The organism is Rathayibacter sp. CAU 1779 (assembly GCF_054551755.1).
This window is the reverse complement of sequence record NZ_JBTOLK010000006.1, coordinates 97,825-115,438: the sequence shown is the minus strand read 5'-3', so window position 1 is coordinate 115,438 and position 17,614 is coordinate 97,825. Positions and strand designations below refer to the sequence as shown.

The following is a 17,614-nucleotide window of genomic DNA, read 5'->3' as shown; positions in this document are numbered from 1 at the left end:
GTGTTTCGGCGGCCATAGCGAGAGGGAAACGCCCGGTCACATTCCGAACCCGGAAGCTAAGACTCTCAGCGCCGATGGTACTGCAAGGGGGACCTTGTGGGAGAGTAGGACACCGCCGGACTTCTTTGTAAGAAGGCCGCCCAGAAATGGGCGGCCTTTCTTGCGTTAAGGCCCTCCAATGGTGTTCACGGCCTGCGCCAGCTGGGCATGCCGCGTGCCCGCGCGAAACGTTGGGCCCCGGACACGGATCCGGGGCCCATCTGCTGGGTCTTCGAGTGTGACTTGGCCTTTACTGCAGCGCCTCGAACACGGTTCCGTCGCCGAACGTCGCGACGCCGCCGGTCACCGACGCAGGCACCTCGAAGACGACGATTCCGGATGCCTGCTGCGCGTTCCCGAGCGTCACCTGCGGCATCTGCCCGGTCGCGCCGTACTGGGCGGTGGCGTGCGAGTACACGCTGCCATTGGCATCCGTGAAGCTGGCGTCGTACGCGGTGCCCCCGGCATCCACCCCAGCGGATGTCGCCTGCACGTGCACCACGAACGCCACGTACTTCATGCCGGTGTCGGGCGCCTCGTACGAGTCGTAGCCGGTCCAGTTCGCGTTGAAGTCCGTGATCCACTCGAGATAAGTGGACTCGGATCCGTCCAGCCGGTTCGTGCTCTGCATCGACGCCTGCGTCCCCGCCGGATACGGGTTGTCGAACGTCTGCCCTTCCGTGGCCTTCTTCGCAGCCGCTGCCGCAGCGGCGTCTGCGGACTTCTGGTCGGCATCCGCCTGGGTCGTGTCGCCGTTCACACAGTCGATCTGCGCTGCGGTGTCGTCGTACTCGTCAGCGCACTGCGCGATGAGCGCCTTCTTCCTCAGCTCGGCCTTGTAGTCGGACTCAGCCTTCTTCGCCGTGCGGATGTCGCCGGTCGCGCAGGCGAGCTGCGCATCCTTCGAGTTGTACTCGTGCACGCAGCGGGCGTGCTGCGCCTTGGCGAGCGGCGGTGCGATGAACGCCGAGTAGCCGACCCAGGCGGATGCTGCGGCGATGCCGAGGGCGAGTACCCCCGCGACGACGAACGTCAGGATGCGCACGGCGCGCGGGCGGTCGCGGAACGAGCGCGATGTGGTGGTTCCGATGGTGTTCATGAGAATTCCTCGATTCGTTGATGATGGTTGTGGATGTCGATTTCTCGGCTGGGCGGATGGATGGAGGCTCAGCGCCGGGACGGCGCCGACGACCGGATGGCGACGATCGCCAGCGCGATCAGTGGCAGGTTGTCCAGCACGAGCCTGAGGAGGTGGGCTGCGGCCGCCGTGGATTCCCGGCCGTCGGAGACTGGGGGTGTGCACGAGGCGACCGGCTGACCGGTGGACAGCTCGGGTGCCGACGAGGGACGGCTCCGTTCCACCTCGAGCCACGGCGGCGGTGGAACGACGCCGGTGAGGGTCATGTGGCGCGACGGACGGTCCGTTGTGCTCACGAGAGTGCCTCGGCTTCGCCCTGGTCGGCGGTGCGGCGAGCCTGGTCCGAATCCGTGGTCCGGTCGGCCCCGTCGGTCTCGGCGGCCCGCTGCGCCTGCGCCGCGTCGGCAGCGCGCTGCGCCTCCTCGCGTGCGACGGCCGCGGTGGCAGCATCCAGGCGAGCGGTGTCCGTGGCGGCTGCCTCGAGTTCGCGTCGGGCGGCATCGACAGGGGCGACGTTCTGCTGTTCCCAGGCGAGCGCCTGCTCGGCCGAGGTGATGGCCTGCGCATGGTGGGCGCGCGCGGCATCGGCGTTCAGCGCCGCCTGTCTGATCGCCATGGCGAACTGGCGAACGCGGGGACCGTCATCCGCATTGCAGGTGATCAGGGTGGCGAACGTGTCGCCCTGGATCAGCAGGTACAGCTCGCGCACGTCGTGCACGCGGGTCTTCTTGGCGACCCCGCCGATGATGGCCCCGACGGGCCCGAACAGCAGCCCGCCTGCTGCGATGCGGGTGAGCGTCGAGCGGCTGCTCGTGGCGAGGTTGCCGGCCGTGTCGACGGTGGCGAACACGGACGCCGTCAGCGGAAACGTGCCCTGCGGCACGGCGATCTGCGTACTGGTGAAGGCGACGCCGCCGTCCTGCCCGCGGTAGCTCGCCACCGTGCGCGACGCTTCGCCGCGAGCCTGGGCGAGCGCCTTCTCGGATGCCTTGAGCCGGCTCGTCCGCTCCTTGGTCGCGTTCGCAAGCCCCTTCTCAGCGGATGCGATGCGCGCCCGGTACTCGACGACGGCGTCGTACCGCTCCCGCTCGGCGGGCGACATCGCTGCGATCCGTGCCCTTTTGCGGTTGCGGATGCCGAGCCAGACGGCGGCGACGCCTGCCGCGACCGCGAGCAGCAGCATCACGGCGACGACGGCGCCGATCGCGGCTGCCGGATTCGCGGATGCTGCGGACGCGATGCGGTCGATCACGGCTGGGGACGGGGTGGTGGTGGCCGAGTCGCCGGCGGGATTGGCGACGCTGGTGGCGAGGTGGATGGTGTGGAACATGGGTGCATCCCTTGGTGCACGGGCCGTGTGCTGTGGGGCCCTGGTGGGCCGCGGGACGTGGTGATCACGCCGGGCGGCACCCGCCTGAGTGGCGAATATTGCAGGATGCACGGGGCCACCGACATTCGCGTCGTACGTCGCCTCGGCCTCGCCGCGGGACGCCGGGATTCGCCCGGGCGCCGGTTCAGACGATCGGATGCTGGTGGAGCGCCGAGCTCAGGCTCGTTCCGTTCACCTCGAGGTAGAGCTGTCGCTCCGTGATGGAGACGGAGACCGTGTTGCGCCGCTCCAGCGCACCGGTCGCAGCCTCGATGAAGCCCGTATCGAAGCTGTGCAGCACGATCTCGGATGCGTTGTGGATCTTCTTGCCCGCCCACAGCGGGATCAGCTTCGCCGGGTCGCGGTGCGTGTAGACGGTCGTACGCTGCGCAAGCTTGCTGCCGTGGTGCAGCCGGGCGGCATCCGGCGCTCCGACTTCGATCCAGGCGGTCACCGTGCCCGTGCGGTCGCGCACGAGAACCGCGGGCTCCTCGGTCGCCGAGATTCCCTCGCTGAAGGCGATGCCCTCCTCGAACTCGAGGCAGTACGCCAGCACGCGGGTGAGCATGTAGGCGTCGGTCTCCGATGGATGCCGCGCCACCCGCATCGTGAGGCTCTCGTACACCCCGCGATCGATGTCGGCCAGTTCGATGTCGAACGTGTAGATCGTCGCGCCTGCAGCCACGGGGGTTGAGCCTACCGGGAGGTGGAGAGCGGGCCGGGGGCTGACAGAGGTGCAGGGCAGGGGTCGTGACCATTGCGAATCTGCGAGGTCGGAGTAGCAAATCTGCGAGTAAGTGGCCCGCAAGTCTGCGGGAGTCATACTGCAGATGTGGGTCGCTGTCTTTCGAAGACCGATTGTGGTCGGTTCCCGTACCGGCTCTGTGTGAACTCTGCACAGCCCGGCCCGCAGGCGGTGGTTATCGATGGGGACTATCGAGTTCACGTACGCGAGGATGTGCTTGCTAAAGTCGACGGCCGATGTTGAAGTACGCCTTCAGGCCGTAGACGGGCGCACACTGCTGGTGCCGCGCCGAGTCCAAGAGCGACCGGATCCCCAGAGGTTGCAGCGCCGCTTCCTTGGGTTCGCCGCCTGAGTTGCGAGTGGCGTTAGCCACCCTCGCCGATCACAGCGCGTCCGTCATCAATGTCCGAGGTCGCCGATAGATTGGAACGAATGACGCCAAGGAGGTTACGGTGACGGACAGCACCCCGGGCTTCGATTTCGTTGACCTCTTCGCAGGCCTGGGCGGTTTTCACGTCGCGCTCCAAGCGTTAGGCGGCCGGGGGGTCTTCGCAGCTGAGTGGGAGCCGACTCTTAATGCGCTCTACGCGAAGAACTTCCCGGCTGCGGCCGTCTGGTCGGACGTCAACGAACTCGACAGTCCGGAGGTCATCGACGCGATTGTGCCCGACCACCAGGTCCTCACCGCCGGGTTCCCTTGTCAGCCATTCTCAAAAGCAGGCGAGCAACTCGGGTTCGGACACACGCTCCAGGGCCAGTTGTTCTTCAAAGTGCTGGATATCTTGAGGGAGAAGCGGCCCCGCCGTTTCATTTTGGAGAACGTCCCGAACATCATTCGGCATAAGAAAGGCGAGACTCTTACAACGATGCTTCGGGAGCTTGATGCCATCGGATACGCGGTCGACTGGCATAAGTACTCTCCGCATCAGTTTGGTGACCCTCAGATCCGCGAGAGGGCTTACTTTGTCGGGTCACTCGATGGGCTGAACGACTTCGTCTGGCCTGAGCCGACTCACACGACAACATCGATCAAGAGTGTGCTCGACCCGGCCACGGTCCCGAGCCGCGCAATCCCAGTGCAGACGCTGGGAGCGATCAACATGTGGGACGATTTCCTGAAGCGGTCTGGTGCTGTTAAGTTGCCTTCATTCCCGATCTGGTCTATGGAATTCGGAGCGGACTATCCCTACGGCGATGAAGGCACACCGCCCGCGATCTGGGCCGAGCGCGGGCCGCACGATCTGGGGCAGTTCCAGGGGAGCTTCGGCCAGTCGCTCAAGGGTTTGAGCCGGGATGCACAGTTCAACCTGCTGCCGAGCTACTCGCGACGAGACGGAGATTTCGCGTTCCCGCACTGGAAGCAGGCGTTCATCAGGCAGAACCGTGAGTTTTTCTGGTCGAATCACAAGTGGATCGTCGACTGGATGAACGAGTGGAGGCCGTGGGAGTTGCCCCAGAGCTTCCAGAAGTTTGAGTGGAACGTACAGGGAGGCAGGCGCCGAATCGACGACTACGTGCTCCAGGTGCGAGCATCAGGCATCCGAGTGAAGCGCACGACGACGGCGCCGAGCCTTATCGCGATGACGCACACGCAGGTGCCAATCCTTGGGAAGAACATCGTGGGCATCCGACGTTACATGACACCGATGGAGTGCGCGGCGCTCCAGAGCCTTCACGGAGTGTCGCTGCCAGACAATGACCTTGCGGCATATAAGGCCCTCGGCAACGCGGTCAATGCGCGCGTGGTTCAGGCTATCGCTGAGCCTCTGTTGAGCGGTCTCGAAGTACAAAGTCGGGCGAAGCACCAGCAACAGAGCGTGGCCGGGCAGGCGGCCTGAGATGTTCGCCTAGCGTTCGGCGGCTCGGAGCTTGTCAGACAGCCGCGAGAGCACATCGGCGGTCCATGTCGCTTCGACGTCTTGTGTGTCAGACCGACCGAGCAACTCGATGAGCCGCAGCCGCTCAATCACTGTGACAACGGATGTCAACTGTCCCCACTGCGTTCCAGCCCGGGTGATAGTGCCTGGGATGACGAGCAGGCTCATTGGGTCGCTGTCCATTCTGAGCCAGGTCGCCCACAGCCGCGTGTCAATGTCTGTCGTCTTAGTAAAAGTCTCGGCCTGGACTGTACATTGCGCGAGCGCGATGGGGAACCCGGCGCGCCTATCGAAAAACTGGCGCCACGCGACGACGTCCACCCCGCCGTCCTTACGCCGAGGTGGGCGGTAGCCGTGACCTGTCTGGATGCCGATACGCCGAGCTAGCCAGTCCACTGCCTGGTCGAACTGTTCGGGGCGTCCATGCCGCGACGGATAGGCGAAGCGGAGTGCGGTTCCGCCTGTACCCCAAAGGTTCGCGAGTGCGCGCTCTGCGATGTCCTCAAGCAATTCAGCCATCACTTGCATGTCGAGCGAAGAGAGTAACTGCCGGGGCACCGACTTCGGCGTGAGGAAGAGCAGCGTTGCATAGGACTGAGCGAGGCGTGGATTGCGCCGTCGCAATACGGCAATGTCTGGCCGAACCTCGAAAGGGTATAACTCGCCCAGCACAACTGATCGGCGTTCGAGAAGTCCAACCGCCTGCGAGGTGCGTGCCGCCTCGACGCCCAACTCCTCCTCAGCAAGTGCGTAAATTCGGTCGAGCGTGACGTGCCGGCCGGGATTGACTAGAACTGATGTTTCGACCCAGTCCGCAATTAGCTCGATGCTGTCGAGTTCGATGTCGAGCATGGCTACTGCTGCTCAGACTGGGCTGACGCTCCCAACTCATCGAGCGTCGACCGAAGACCCTCGACAGCGGATTCGATGTCGCTGACCAGGCTCAGCACTTCTGGCTCGGTGGCAAACTCAGAAAGGTCGCTGCTTGCAGATGCGAGCGCATTCTTGGCTGCAGTCAGGCGACGCTTCAGGGCATCGAGGGGGTCGAGCCCAGCCGCATTGACTTTCTGTTTCGCCTGCTCCAACGTCGCCCCGTTACGCAGTGCTGCGAGTCCGACAGGGCTGGAAACGACACCGCCGAGTTGGGACATCTGGCGAGAGTCGGATATGACTGCCTCGTGGTCTTCGTCACCGAAGACCCACTGAAGCACCTCTGTCAGTTCGGCGGTCTTCTCTGCAGGAATCGGTGGCTGATCTGGGTCGAGGCGCGACCCAAGTGGCGCGCCGATGTGCTCACGAATCTTCGTGCTGCTCAGCGCGACGGTGAGCAGCGAGAATGCCTGCTCCGCCTGTGTGGTGGCGAGGCCGAGCCCTTCTGCTTGAGTCAGAACGGCCTGGTCCCGATACAGGTCAGCTGCCTTGCTCTTCGGGATGCCGATGAGGTCGGCTACCTCTTGCAAGGTTCTGCCTTCGGCCACGCGAGCAGCGATGTAGCGGGCCTGCATAAGGGGCCGCCACTGGAGCTTCCCAACGATGTGAACACGCGCGATCTCAGAGTGCGTCGTCTCACGCGTGTCGTGAACAACGACTGGGATGAGCATGTCGAGGAAGATGGTGCGTTTCTTCGCGAGCGCATCCCATTTGTCGGGGTCAGGGAACTCAGCGCGCATCGCCGAACTGGCGAGACCTAGGAGTGCTGTCAAGCGACGGTTGCCCTCGACGACGATCCAAGCGCCGGGCTCGGTGTCGCTCGGAATGACGATGAGTGGCTCCGCCCGGAAGAAGCCTAATTCTGCAATCGACTGGGCTACGGGGTACGCATCGAAGCCCATCTCCAGGATGACTGCAAGGTCTTCGAGCCGGTCACTCCGGTTCTTCTCGGGGATACGCGGGTTGTCGCGGTCGAGTCGGAGCGATCCAAGCGTGACCTCCTTGAGGTGTCCGGCGCTCGCTGGTATCGCTTCAGACACTTGCACCCTTCCGAATGACGGAGCCGCTGCCCAAGTAAAGCGCAAGCGCGAGCACTTCGGCGCCAGGCTCGCTCGCGGGGCTGAGGATTCGATGCGCCTGAATCACGACCTGATTCGGGTGGTCCTCGATGCCGAGCACGCCTCGGTCGCCGGGATAGAAATCCCCGTTCGGCTGCGGCTTGAGATCACGGCCCTGGAACAGGTTGATGAATCCGATTTCGTCGTCCCACTTGCGAGAGCGGGCAGCGCCATCGTTTTCCATGAGCAGCAGCGTGGCATGACCGACCTGTTCGACATTGCGCTTGAGCGCCTCGACAAACTCGTCATGAAGCCAGCCCGGGCTGTAATTGGACTGGCACCACGCTGAGAGCAGCGTGGTGAGAGGCGCGAGTTCGGCAACTCGAAGCGTCCTGAACTCAAGCCGACCGTGGGATTCGAAGTCGGCGTCCAGCAGGCCGACCTCCGCGAGAAGTTGCCGGTTGAAGTCCGTATCGCTGGGCGCGAGTGAGGGGCGGCGCTGCGAGTGCCAGCCGAGGGCTTGCGAGGAAAGGGCGTGTACGACGCTGGTCCGCGTTGGAGTCATGCCTGCCGGTAGCAGAAGGCCCACTTCTTCTGACCACGTGCGGACCGAGCCTCCGGCTTCGATGTGATCCCGAAGACGGGCTCGGAGGTCCTCCTCCGTGTGGACAATCTCGGTCAGTGAGCGAATCGTCTTCTTGCTGCCGAAGAACTGGCAGTAGGGCAACAGGTCACCGCGATACCCGAAGGCCCTGGCACGCTGCTCTAGCGTGTCTACCTGAGGACTCGCGGGCCGATTCATGTACGTAACGGTGAGCCCTTCGACGGTGAATCCTCGGTCCAGCTTGTTGCCGCCTACGAGGATATGGATGGGGGCGATGTTCCAATCGACCTTGTTCACGTCCGCGACACTGTTCACCAGCCAGATCGTGGACTCTTTGAGCACTTCTCGGAGTTTTGAGATGAAGGCGTCGTCTGGCACATTGACGATGCCGTGACTGACCAAGCGGTCGCGCTCCTGTTGTATAACCGACGGGATGGTAGACGCATCACCGTCCACAACCGTCGCCTTCCACTGTGTGATCTGGCGCCTAATTAGGAACTCGTAGCGTGCTTGCACGTCGTTCCTGGCAGTCGAGTGGACGAGCATACTGATTGGCGGGCTCGACTGCTCATGTAATAGCAGCAGCGTGGCACCGGCGAGAAAAGATGCGAGCGCCTGCAGGAGGCTCGTCTGCAGTTGGATCGGCGGCGTCTTCGAAGCTTGTTCATCCAAGAGCGGCACGTTGCGAACGACGGTTTCGGCATTGTCGATGAAGAATTCCTTACCTCCGGTGTAACCCTTGCCTGGGGTGAGGAATTCGACGAACTGAGGGCTCAGGATGTCTGCGGCATCGAGCAAGAGTGGCGCATAGGGGGTAGCGGTGTACTGGACATAGAGGTGATTCGATACCGTGTTGCGAAGATCCCTGATCGCCGCGTACGTCTTGCTCTCGGCATCCTGACTCGTGTTGAGTGAGGCCTGATCAGCCTCGTCGTCAATAATGAGGACTTTCAAATTCTTGGGAAGTTTCGCTAATTGCGTGGCTACGTCGCGGACCCTACCCGCATGCTTGAGGACAGGCACCAAGCACACCCGGCCACGTTCAATAAAATCCTTGACCCGCTTGCCAGCTGCGTCCGTCACCGGATTCGTCTCACTGATCCACACATAGTCGGCCCGCGTTCCGATGCCAAGCGACCTCTCCAGGCGCGACTTGTTTTGGTCGAGGAGCAGGTTGGTGGAGCCGAGCAGCGCGACGATCAACTGATACCCGTTGTCAGCTGCAACTGCCGTCAGCGCCGTAATCGAGGTGGTCTTTCCGGACTGAACAAAGCCCAGCGCGAGGCCCGTGTTCCTGTCCGAGTCGCCAGGTGCCGTGTCGTGGTCGAGGATGGCCGAAGCCGAACCCCAGATGCGAGCCCGAGTTGGTTCGTCAATCTGCGCAGCGAGGATGTGGTCGAGTCGAGCCTGTTCATTCATTGGCATGTTCTCCGGGACGAAGGGCGAGGCGCTTGATGCTCGACCAAGTGCCTAAGCGATTCCGAATGGTCATGAAGGAGGGTGCATCTGGAGCCGTCGCACGTTTCCAGTTGTCATATTCCTGCGCGGAGCCGGGCCAATCGGCGTCCAGAAGGTAGTCACGGGCGAAGGCCACGATTTCTTCGTCGGTCCATCGGGTGTTGTAACTTGCACGAGGCGTCTGGCCGTGTTCGACACCAGCTGCATCGCATACAACAGCCCAACTCCCAAACCGCTGATAGACGAGCGGGAGCGATGGCCCACGGACTTGCCCCATGCGAACCAGTTCCGAGTACGCCTTGGCGGTCAGAGGGAACTCGTACAGAGCTGCCTCGCGCACAGCGGATAGCAGGTCTTGCTCCGTCCAGGAACGATCCGCGGATCCCGGACGAATCCGCAGACTTCCGAGGTCCTCTGGCCAATAGGTGGCAATCTCCTCAGAGGTGACTCCAATTGCCTCCGCGGCCTCCGAGACGGTCAACGCTCCGCGCTTCATCAGCACCGGGCGCAGCAGCCTGTCGATTTCGCCCCGTCGTAACTCCGCGGCCTCCAGCGCAAGTGCCGCCTTCCGTGCCCTAACTTCAGCAGGTGACGGGCCACCGTACTTGCCGATGATTTGGCGCACTCTCTCACGTGAGACTCCGAACCTTTCCCCGATCGCTCCGAGCGCCGCTCCTTCGCGGCGCATTTGGATCATCGACTGCTCACGCATCGAGGGCCCGGGATCCTTGGTCTTTGCCGGCTCGGACGGTATCGGTATGGGCGCGCTCGCCAAATCCGCAAGTAGCCGTTCGATAGAGGTCGACCCAATCCCGGACCAGGCGGCAATTTGTATTACCGACAGCTTCGACAATTGCTCCCAGTTCGAGATTTCACGCCCCTGAAGAGCATTGAGGAGGCGTGTGTCTCTCGTGAGCCGATAGAGGGGTATCGATGGATCCAGGTCGGGGAATCTAACGTTCAAGGGGTCGCGTTCGGTTATGTCACGCGCGTCGGCCGTACCCTGATCAGGCTCGTACGCCGCGAGGTTTTGGAGGAGAGATTTGACTGTCTCTGAGCCGACCCCATTCCACCTGCGAACTTCATCGAGCGTAAGGGAAGCCAACTGCGCCCACGTGGTCAGTCCGCGCCGACCAATAGCGTTACGAGTTCTTGTGCCCGTAACCAGGCTCTCCACGAGAGTTGCAGGACTGATGAAAGGAAACAACTCGCCGAAAGTCATCGAACCCGAGACCTCGTCCAGTGTAACTAATGGGCTCGCTGCGGGCGTCTCGTCGACCGGCGTATGGGCAACCCGTGCGAGGTCCTCGATCAACTGATCGACACGCTGACGACCGAGTCCTGGCCATCCCTCGATTTCGTCCAGGGTCATACAGGAGATATCGGACCAAATGGTGAACCCGGTGGAGCCAAACCAAGTTCGCGACGCGGCGTCGCTCACGAGATGATCCAGGGGCATTTCGTCAGCGAGAGTGGGGAACAGATCAGCGAGCGTAACGAGGTCGTCGACGGAAATAGCGCTTGCCTGAGTGGCGGAAACCTCCCCGACCATGTTCCTGCCCCCTGACTCCGTGTGGATGAGCGTCAGTGCCCAAGTCCACCGTAGTGGGGGGCTCTGACACTCAGGCTCGGCCCGAACTATGCACGTTGCCGGCGGCTCCGACGAGTGCCCTACGCAACTTGGCCTGCTGCCTCGGGCCGGCCCGAGGCAGTTGCCCGGGCCTGGGTCTGACATCTTGGCGGACTCACTCGTACTCGCTGACGGCGCCCCGCCTCCGCCGCGGCGAGCAGCAACAGGGTGGGAGTGCTGTCGAGCGGCCACGCAGTGGGCGCCAGTCAGACTGGAGGCTCTCCCAAGTCCTGATCGGGATCTCCCACTCTGCGAACAACACGGTGGCATCCGTCTTGGTCTCCGTTAATGTTCCCCTTTGCAACGGCGGTGGCCGTTCCGGCGAGGGTATCGATTACGTGCGGCAGCGCGTAAGCCCGTATTTCGGGGACAAAGCTGGTCGTCGACCCACGAACGCGCGACGAATCGGTCAGGACATACGGTGCGCTGGAATGAACGTGCAGAGGCACTCGCGCAACGCCCGGACCGTGGCGTACACGTAAGTGCCGAGTATTCCGCGCGTGAGAAGAGAAGAAGGACACCTCGCTCTCTCGGCAACGTCGACGTGCTCGACGACCTGCCTCGAGTGCATGCCAGCACACGAGTACAGCTGGCCATCCGTGACGCGGTTGCCGCGGAGCGGCCCGTGCACCAGGATCGACTAGCACGCTTGATCGCCGCAGCGTTCGGGCTCGGCAGGGTCAACGATGCGCGCGCGAAGTCGATTCTGCGCTGCGCACCCACCGAACTGCGACCACAAGACGGCGAAGGCTTCTTCTGGCCAGCCGACATCGTTCCCTCGGCGGGGCAGATCGTGCGTCGTGCCTCAGCCGGCGAACAACGCTCTATCGATCAGGTGTCGCTGATCGAGATCGCGAACGCCATGCGCATCGCCGCCGATACGAGCGGCGGCATGGATGGCATGACGTTGTGGCCGACTGCGTGGGCCACAACTGGGGGTGCTTCGAGGCGCCTTTGACGCTGCGATGGCGGAATGCGAAGGATCTCTCACCATTAGGCTTGTCGCGCCGAAAGGGGACTCGTGGACACATCTGCGGACGGACAGCCTCAAGAAGTCGCCGTGCGACGCATTGGGACCGATGGATCAGAGCTCGCGGTCTTTGAGTTCCAAGGAAAGCTGCGGGAGCTGATGATCTCCAGCCTTCAGCAGGGCTATCTTGCGACCGGCAACTACGTTTCAGACGCGAAGGCGGTCTCACCGCAGGGCGCAATGTCCCTCGGTGTGGCCGGTGCGGCAGCGGGCGCAACTGCTCTTTCGGCGGCGTTCTCGTCCACGCTCTTCATGGCCACAGCCAACCCGGCGACGCTGATGACGCTCGGCAGCGGGGTCGGCAGTGCGGTGATGGGCGCGACCGGAATTGTGGGACAGGCTGCATTCATCCCCGTGGCGAGCGCGCTTCCGTTCGTGGCGCCGATTCTGGCGATCCAGGCGCTGAACACCGCGGTCATGATGCAACAGTTCAAGCAAGTCGACCGCAAGCTCGATGCGATCAAAGGCACCCTGGATCGAACCGTCGCGCGCATCGAGGCGACGCATGCGGGCGAGCTGCTGGCAGCATCCCGAATCGTCGACGATGTGTACGCCCAGTACGGCGTCGAAGGATCGTTCTCCAACGACATGCTTGTCCGTCTCGCCCTCGCCGAGAGAGACACCAGGGCTCTGGCGTCACGATTCCGGCAGCTGGTCCAGTCGCGCGACATGGTCGCCGCGGCCGACCTCGAGGAAGTGCAGCAGGCGAACTATGACGCACACAGCGCGATGCTCTCGTCCTTCATCGAATTGCGCATCGCCTACCTCCGCGTGTGCGTCGACATGCAGGAGAACCCGAAGTCCGTGACTGCGTCGCTGGGTCATCTGAAGGCCACCATCGATGACGGGATCGAGTACTGGCAACGCCTGCAGAATCGTTCGGACGCGCTGAAGGTCCGCATCCACGAGATTGAAGAGAAGCTGGCGGAAATGAAGTGGGCCGAGCGCAACCTCCCCGGTGGTGAGGCCGCGACCTTGGAGAAGAAGCTGGCGAAGTACCGGGCTTCCTACACGGCGACGATGGAGAGCGAGAAAGAGATCACTGTTCACTTCCAGTCGCTCATCGAGTCCGCACGCACCACAAGAGCCGAGCTGGATGCGCCGGCGTCGGGGAACGGCGGGGCCTCGCCCACTCTCGTCTACTGGAAGGACGAGTTGGGCGAGCACTCGTTTGTGACGCAGAAGCAGCTTATTGGGGCGTGAGAGGCGGGTCGTCTTCTTCGGCAGAGGCAGGGGACCTTCAGACGGAGCTTCAGCTACGGTCCGTAGCGGCGGACATCGATGGATAGTGTTCATGCAGAGAAACGAGCGTGCCTATGACGGTGGCGCCGTGCTGCGTATGTGAGGGAGATCTTCGTGGGCTTCGAAACGCCGCAACCAGCACTGAGCGTGTATTTGCAGTGGACAACGTCGGGAACGCTTCAGCTTCCCGACTTCCAACGTGAATACAAGTGGGACGAAGAGCGCATTCGCTCACTCCTCGTGACAGTGCTTCGCGGCCATCCCATGGGAGCTGTCATGCTTCTGGAAACTGGGAATGACCAGGTGCGGTTCAAGCCGAAAGCGATCGCCGGAACGCAGCCACCCGCGGACATCGTTCCCACTTACCTTCTCCTTGATGGTCAGCAGCGCCTGACATCGCTCAGCCAGGCGTTGACCGGTGACGGAACCGTCGGAACGAAGGATGCGCGTGACCGCCTTGTGGAGAGGCGCTACTTCGTTGACATGCGGATGGCCCTTCAGGGCGACGAGTTCATCGACGATGCGGTGTTCTCGATGCCGGCAGATGGCATTGAACGCGAGAACTTCGGACGTGACATCATTCGAGACGTCTCGACCGACGAACTTCAGAAGGCCGCAGAGGTATACCCGCTCAGTCTGCTTTTCGCCGGGTACCGAAGCATGAAATGGCTAATCGATTTGGATGATCAAGAGCTAGTCCGCGATTTTACGGACCGTATTCTTGAGCCCGTCTCCAATTATCAAATCCCTGCAATTCAGCTCAGGAAAGACACGAGTAAGGCGGCGGTGGCCACGGTCTTCGAGAAGGTCAACACGGGTGGGATGCCTCTCAACGTGTTCGAGCTTCTCACGGCGACCTTCGCGGGCGACGCAGAGTACTTCAGAACACACGGCGAAGACTTCAGACTCAATGACGACTGGAACTCGGTCGCGGCGCAGATCTACACGGAGAGAGCTCTCGCAGGGATCAAGAACACAGATTTCCTTCAAGCGATCACGCTGCTGACTACTCGTCAGCGCAACCTCGAGAGCACTGCCGCGAGAAAGCCTGCAATCTCAGCGAAACGCGAAGATATCCTGAAGCTGCAACTCAGTGACTACACGAGGTGGCGAGACCAGGTCGTCGATGCGTTTCGCTGGACCGCTCGGTTCCTGGCCGACCAGCACATCTTCACCGAGCAGTTCCTGCCGTATGCAACCCAGTTGGTTCCATTGGCAGTGATCCGGGTGGTGCTCGGGGAGCATGCAGACCATCACGGAGTCCGGGCGCGGTTGTCTCAATGGTTTTGGTGCGGAATCCTCGGCGAACTTTACGGCGCGGCGACCGAGACCAGATTCGCGAGAGACGTTGAGAGTGTTCCGGCCTGGGCTCAGGGGGCTCCCGACGCGGCAGACCCTCGCACCATTCTTGAAGCGAGCTTCACGGAATCACGCCTGTACTCGCTGCGGAGCCGCCAGTCGGCCGCGTACAAGGGCATCTATGCCCTGCAGATCGGAAGGGGTGCGAAGGACTGGATCAAGGACGTCGCCTTCGACAAAGTGCAGTACTCCGATTTGGCGACTGATATTCATCACGTCTTCCCATACCACTGGTGCAACTCGAATGGCATCGACTCGGCGCTTCGAGACAGCATCGTCAACAAGACACCCCTGGCAGCTGAAACCAACCGCGCGATCGGTGGGGCGGCGCCATCCGAGTATCTCCGCCGCGTAGAACAACGCGCTCAGCTCAGTGGAGAAGAAGTTGACGAACTTCTGCGGACTCACGGACTGTATCCGTTCGCCCTGAGGTCGGACGACTTCGATGCGCATTTCGGTTATAGACGGGACTTCTTGATCAAGCTCATCGAGGCCGCAATGGGCAAGGCTGTCCAGCGCGATGTGATTGACGAAGATCCGGAAGCCGCTGCTGCAGCATATGCGGCGCCGGAACAAGCCGCGGGTGAGCAACTCGACGAAGTGGCGTAGCGACGCCCGTTCAGGAGCATTCGCGTGACGCCTACCCAATTCCAAGGGGCTGGCGCCTACGAGGCGGCGCCGATAGGACCTGAGTCGTGCCACATTTCGCGGAAGTGATGGTTTTCGAGCTTGAGATCGTTGATTTCTCGGGTCTTGGTGTCCGCGCAGGGCACTAAATCGAGGCCCGAAGTTGCTCGCGTGCCGGGCGTCACCTCACCGACGACCGTGGCGTAACAGCAATTTGCTGTGTCGCGTTGCCACTCGGAAACGATGGCGAGCCGCGCGTCGTCGTTCCCATCGCTATGGGTGCGTCCCATTCGAGCCGTTCCAAGCGCCCCGGTGCCCAGAACGGCGAATCGACGGCACGAACGAGGGCTTCGATCACATGCGCACCCCGTTTGCGTGTGTCCGGCTGGCCCCAGGAGCAGGCAGCTGCGACCTCCGCGTACGAGATACGGTGCGCGGCTCGAGCATTCTTGGTGATCTGTCCTTCGGTCTGGCGCCGCCCAGCTTCCTAAGGTACTTTGGTACCACCCACAAGGAGATACCACTATGGCTGGCACGCTTGCCCCGATCAAAGTGGACAGCGAAACCGACGCCCTTATTTCGCACGCTGCCCACTTCCTGCGCTCGTCCAAGAAGGACGTCGTCGATGTCGCCGTGCGCGAGTACATCGAGCGCCACCGCAAGGAGATTCAGGAGGCCGCACTCGAGGCTCTGCGCACTCTCGACGGCTCTACTAAGAGCGCCGTTCAGCTACTGACGGGCGCCGCTGACGACGAACTCGATGAGCTTGGCGGCTTCAGCGGCTGAGCCATGTCAGCGGTCACTTCTAGCCTGAAGGTCTATGACACCTGTGCGCCCGACGAAGCGATGCCTCGATGATCTCGAACTGAGATTCCCGCCGCTCGATGTGCCGTTGCACGAGACCGAGCACGATCTAATCGTCAAGGCACAGCGGCTGCCGGATGAGTTTGCTTCCGGTGGCGCAGAACGCGTGCTCGCTATCGATGATCGCGTCTGGTTCAAGGTGAAGGTCGGGGAGTACCGCGGGGCCGGGGGCCAGGTGGTCGAGGTTCCAGAGGGCATGCCACCGCTTTGGTGGCTCGTCGCAGGCGGACTCCGTCGCGCCGACTCGAAGGATCAAGATTTCTACGACGCTCTCGAAGCCGAATGTCGGCGAGCAGCGAAGGGGACATCGGCGACGGTAGACAGCAGTCACCTCTTGCCGAAAGACATCGACCACCGGCGTTGGCGGACAGAGCAGGCTGCTCTCGGTGTCGTTGCGCTCCAACGGGTCGTGCGCGAGCTGATCTGCCGGTCGGCGCACTCGAGCGGGCCGGTCGAGGCTACATCGCAGGGGCAGGGGCTGATCGCCTGGGTCAAGTCGCAGGATGGCGAGACCTATCTCGCGATCGCGGCAGAGGGATTCCTTGATCCCAGGGAGATCGCAGTGGTGCTCAGCGCCGTACCCGGGATGATGGCCGAAGATTGGCAGATCGAACCCGGCGAGGTGCTCGGCATCACGCCCGGCGTGGGTCAGCTCGTGTACTCGGCGATGCTTCCGCCGGAGTCGCTGGCGGCGATGCTTGACGACTCATCAGGTGCGTATCTGTAGGGATCAGCGAGGCGTGCCGGCGGTAACGCAGCGGTAACGGAATTTCTGCGGGAGCCTGTTTTCGGGTGTGCGCGCATGTGCCCAGCTTTCGCGGAATCGTGCGAATCTCGTTGGTCGAGCCGGCATCCATTGGCCTGCGATAGGGGTTCAAATCCCACCGTCACCGTCACCGCCACTGTCTTAATCGTTATTTGCTGTCGATCGGTTCCCTGTAATAGTTCATCGACACCGGACCCTCCTGCGTTGACGCGAGTCGACGCGGCGGGAGAATCGCGCGCCCTTGGTGCTCGGCGGCGTTGCGCATGGTGAGAGTGCTCTGAGCGGAGTTCTCGCGACGACGGATTGCGACGATCGTGGAACGGAGCTTCTCGGCGCTTCCAGAAAGTTCTGAATAGTCCCGCCAACCTTTGGTGACATGAAGCCGGTCCAGCTTTTTCAACAATGAAGCGCTGCTTCGGTAGAGCGACTGAGCTTGTTCGAGCCACAGAGCTTGTCGCTTCGGGTCGTACCCACGCGGCAGTTCGCACAGCTGAAGCCCGGTACCGATCTGCCGATCAACTTCACGACGAGTCGTGCGCAGGGCTTCTGCATCCTTCTGCGGTCGGCGAGTGAAGCGATAGAGATCGCCGACGACTGCGTGGCTGAGTGACTGAGACACACGGACCATCCGAAGCCTTCCCTCGAGTGGATAGTCGAGCGACGATTCCAGAACGGGCTATGCGAAGGCATCCCCAATTCGCGGGACACGTGACGGACTGTTTGGCCGAAAGCCGCGCATATGCGGATGGGCGGCATCTCGAGCATCCGCTCAGCAGACCCCCGTGTCTCCCGCCCCTCATACACTCGGAGTCGGCGCCTGCGACCTCGACCAGGTGAGCCGCGCGGGCATCCCGACGCTCGCGCCCCCGCATTGCCCG

16 protein-coding genes and 1 rRNA gene are annotated in these 17,614 nt (G+C 62.5%); 7 read left to right on the top strand and 10 right to left on the bottom strand.

Going from position 1 to position 17,614, the window contains the following annotated elements:
* The first annotated feature begins 4 nt into the window (after positions 1-4).
* Positions 5-121 (top strand): 5S ribosomal RNA (gene rrf / locus ACX9R5_RS18705).
* Positions 122-289: 168 nt separating this feature from the next.
* Here the strand turns inward: rrf and ACX9R5_RS18700 are convergent.
* The 4 genes from ACX9R5_RS18700 to ACX9R5_RS18685 form a co-directional block, all read right to left on the bottom strand.
* A complete protein-coding gene (locus ACX9R5_RS18700; RefSeq protein ID WP_459410574.1) occupies positions 290-1,138 on the bottom strand; it encodes a hypothetical protein in 849 nt (282 codons plus the stop codon).
* 68 nt (positions 1,139-1,206) lie between these two features.
* Positions 1,207-1,473 carry a hypothetical protein gene (locus ACX9R5_RS18695; RefSeq protein ID WP_459410573.1) on the bottom strand — a complete coding sequence of 89 codons (267 nt, stop codon included), beginning with the start codon at positions 1,471-1,473 and terminating at the stop codon, positions 1,207-1,209.
* Positions 1,470-2,507, bottom strand: a complete 1,038-nt coding sequence (locus ACX9R5_RS18690; protein WP_459410572.1) for a hypothetical protein — start codon at positions 2,505-2,507, stop codon at positions 1,470-1,472. Before ACX9R5_RS18690 ends, ACX9R5_RS18695 begins: the two co-directional genes overlap by 4 nt.
* 184 nt (positions 2,508-2,691) lie before the next feature.
* Positions 2,692-3,231 carry a YaeQ family protein gene (locus tag ACX9R5_RS18685; protein WP_459410571.1) on the bottom strand — a complete coding sequence of 180 codons (540 nt, stop codon included), beginning with the start codon at positions 3,229-3,231 and terminating at the stop codon, positions 2,692-2,694.
* 512 nt (positions 3,232-3,743) lie between these two features.
* On the opposite strand from ACX9R5_RS18685, the gene ACX9R5_RS18680 reads away from it, so the two are divergent.
* A complete protein-coding gene (locus ACX9R5_RS18680) occupies positions 3,744-5,129 on the top strand; it encodes a DNA cytosine methyltransferase (RefSeq protein ID WP_459410570.1) in 1,386 nt (461 codons plus the stop codon).
* Positions 5,130-5,138: 9 nt separating this feature from the next.
* On the opposite strand, the gene ACX9R5_RS18675 is transcribed toward ACX9R5_RS18680, so the two are convergent.
* Genes ACX9R5_RS18675 through ACX9R5_RS18660 form a run of 4 tightly spaced genes read right to left on the bottom strand, consistent with a single transcriptional unit; the run spans position 5,139 to position 10,770 of the window.
* Positions 5,139-6,020 (bottom strand): hypothetical protein, encoded by an 882-nt coding sequence (locus tag ACX9R5_RS18675; RefSeq protein ID WP_459410569.1) that lies wholly within the window; start codon positions 6,018-6,020, stop codon positions 5,139-5,141.
* Positions 6,021-6,022: 2 nt separating this feature from the next.
* On the bottom strand, positions 6,023-7,138 hold the full coding sequence (locus tag ACX9R5_RS18670; RefSeq protein ID WP_459410568.1) for a hypothetical protein: 1,116 nt from the start codon (positions 7,136-7,138) through the stop codon (positions 6,023-6,025).
* Entirely contained in the window at positions 7,131-9,179 is a 2,049-nt protein-coding gene (locus tag ACX9R5_RS18665; RefSeq protein ID WP_459410567.1) for a Z1 domain-containing protein, read from the bottom strand. The genes ACX9R5_RS18670 and ACX9R5_RS18665 overlap by 8 nt, the downstream gene beginning before the upstream one ends.
* On the bottom strand, positions 9,172-10,770 hold the full coding sequence (locus tag ACX9R5_RS18660; protein ID WP_459410566.1) for a hypothetical protein: 1,599 nt from the start codon (positions 10,768-10,770) through the stop codon (positions 9,172-9,174). The genes ACX9R5_RS18665 and ACX9R5_RS18660 overlap by 8 nt, the downstream gene beginning before the upstream one ends.
* Before the next feature lie 499 nt (positions 10,771-11,269).
* On the opposite strand from ACX9R5_RS18660, the gene ACX9R5_RS18655 reads away from it, so the two are divergent.
* From ACX9R5_RS18655 to ACX9R5_RS18645, 3 genes are all read left to right on the top strand, one after another.
* A complete protein-coding gene (locus ACX9R5_RS18655; protein ID WP_459410565.1) occupies positions 11,270-11,806 on the top strand; it encodes a DUF3320 domain-containing protein in 537 nt (178 codons plus the stop codon).
* Positions 11,807-12,157: 351 nt separating this feature from the next.
* A complete protein-coding gene (locus ACX9R5_RS18650; RefSeq protein WP_459410564.1) occupies positions 12,158-13,081 on the top strand; it encodes a hypothetical protein in 924 nt (307 codons plus the stop codon).
* 153 nt (positions 13,082-13,234) lie between these two features.
* Positions 13,235-15,088, top strand: a complete 1,854-nt coding sequence (locus tag ACX9R5_RS18645; protein WP_459410563.1) for a GmrSD restriction endonuclease domain-containing protein — start codon at positions 13,235-13,237, stop codon at positions 15,086-15,088.
* Positions 15,089-15,144: 56 nt separating this feature from the next.
* Here the strand turns inward: ACX9R5_RS18645 and ACX9R5_RS18640 are convergent, their stop codons facing one another.
* Complete coding sequence (locus ACX9R5_RS18640) at positions 15,145-15,396, bottom strand: hypothetical protein (protein ID WP_459410562.1); 252 nt, start codon at positions 15,394-15,396, stop codon at positions 15,145-15,147.
* Between the two features lie 235 nt (positions 15,397-15,631).
* Between ACX9R5_RS18640 and ACX9R5_RS18635 the strand changes: the two genes are divergently transcribed.
* Both ACX9R5_RS18635 and ACX9R5_RS18630 read left to right on the top strand, forming a co-directional pair.
* On the top strand, positions 15,632-15,892 hold the full coding sequence (locus tag ACX9R5_RS18635; protein ID WP_459410561.1) for a hypothetical protein: 261 nt from the start codon (positions 15,632-15,634) through the stop codon (positions 15,890-15,892).
* 34 nt (positions 15,893-15,926) lie between these two features.
* Positions 15,927-16,697, top strand: a complete 771-nt coding sequence (locus ACX9R5_RS18630; protein WP_459410560.1) for a hypothetical protein — start codon at positions 15,927-15,929, stop codon at positions 16,695-16,697.
* Positions 16,698-16,884: 187 nt separating this feature from the next.
* On the opposite strand, the gene ACX9R5_RS18625 is transcribed toward ACX9R5_RS18630, so the two are convergent.
* A complete protein-coding gene (locus ACX9R5_RS18625; protein ID WP_459410559.1) occupies positions 16,885-17,355 on the bottom strand; it encodes a hypothetical protein in 471 nt (156 codons plus the stop codon).
* Between the last annotated feature and the right edge of the window lie 259 nt (positions 17,356-17,614).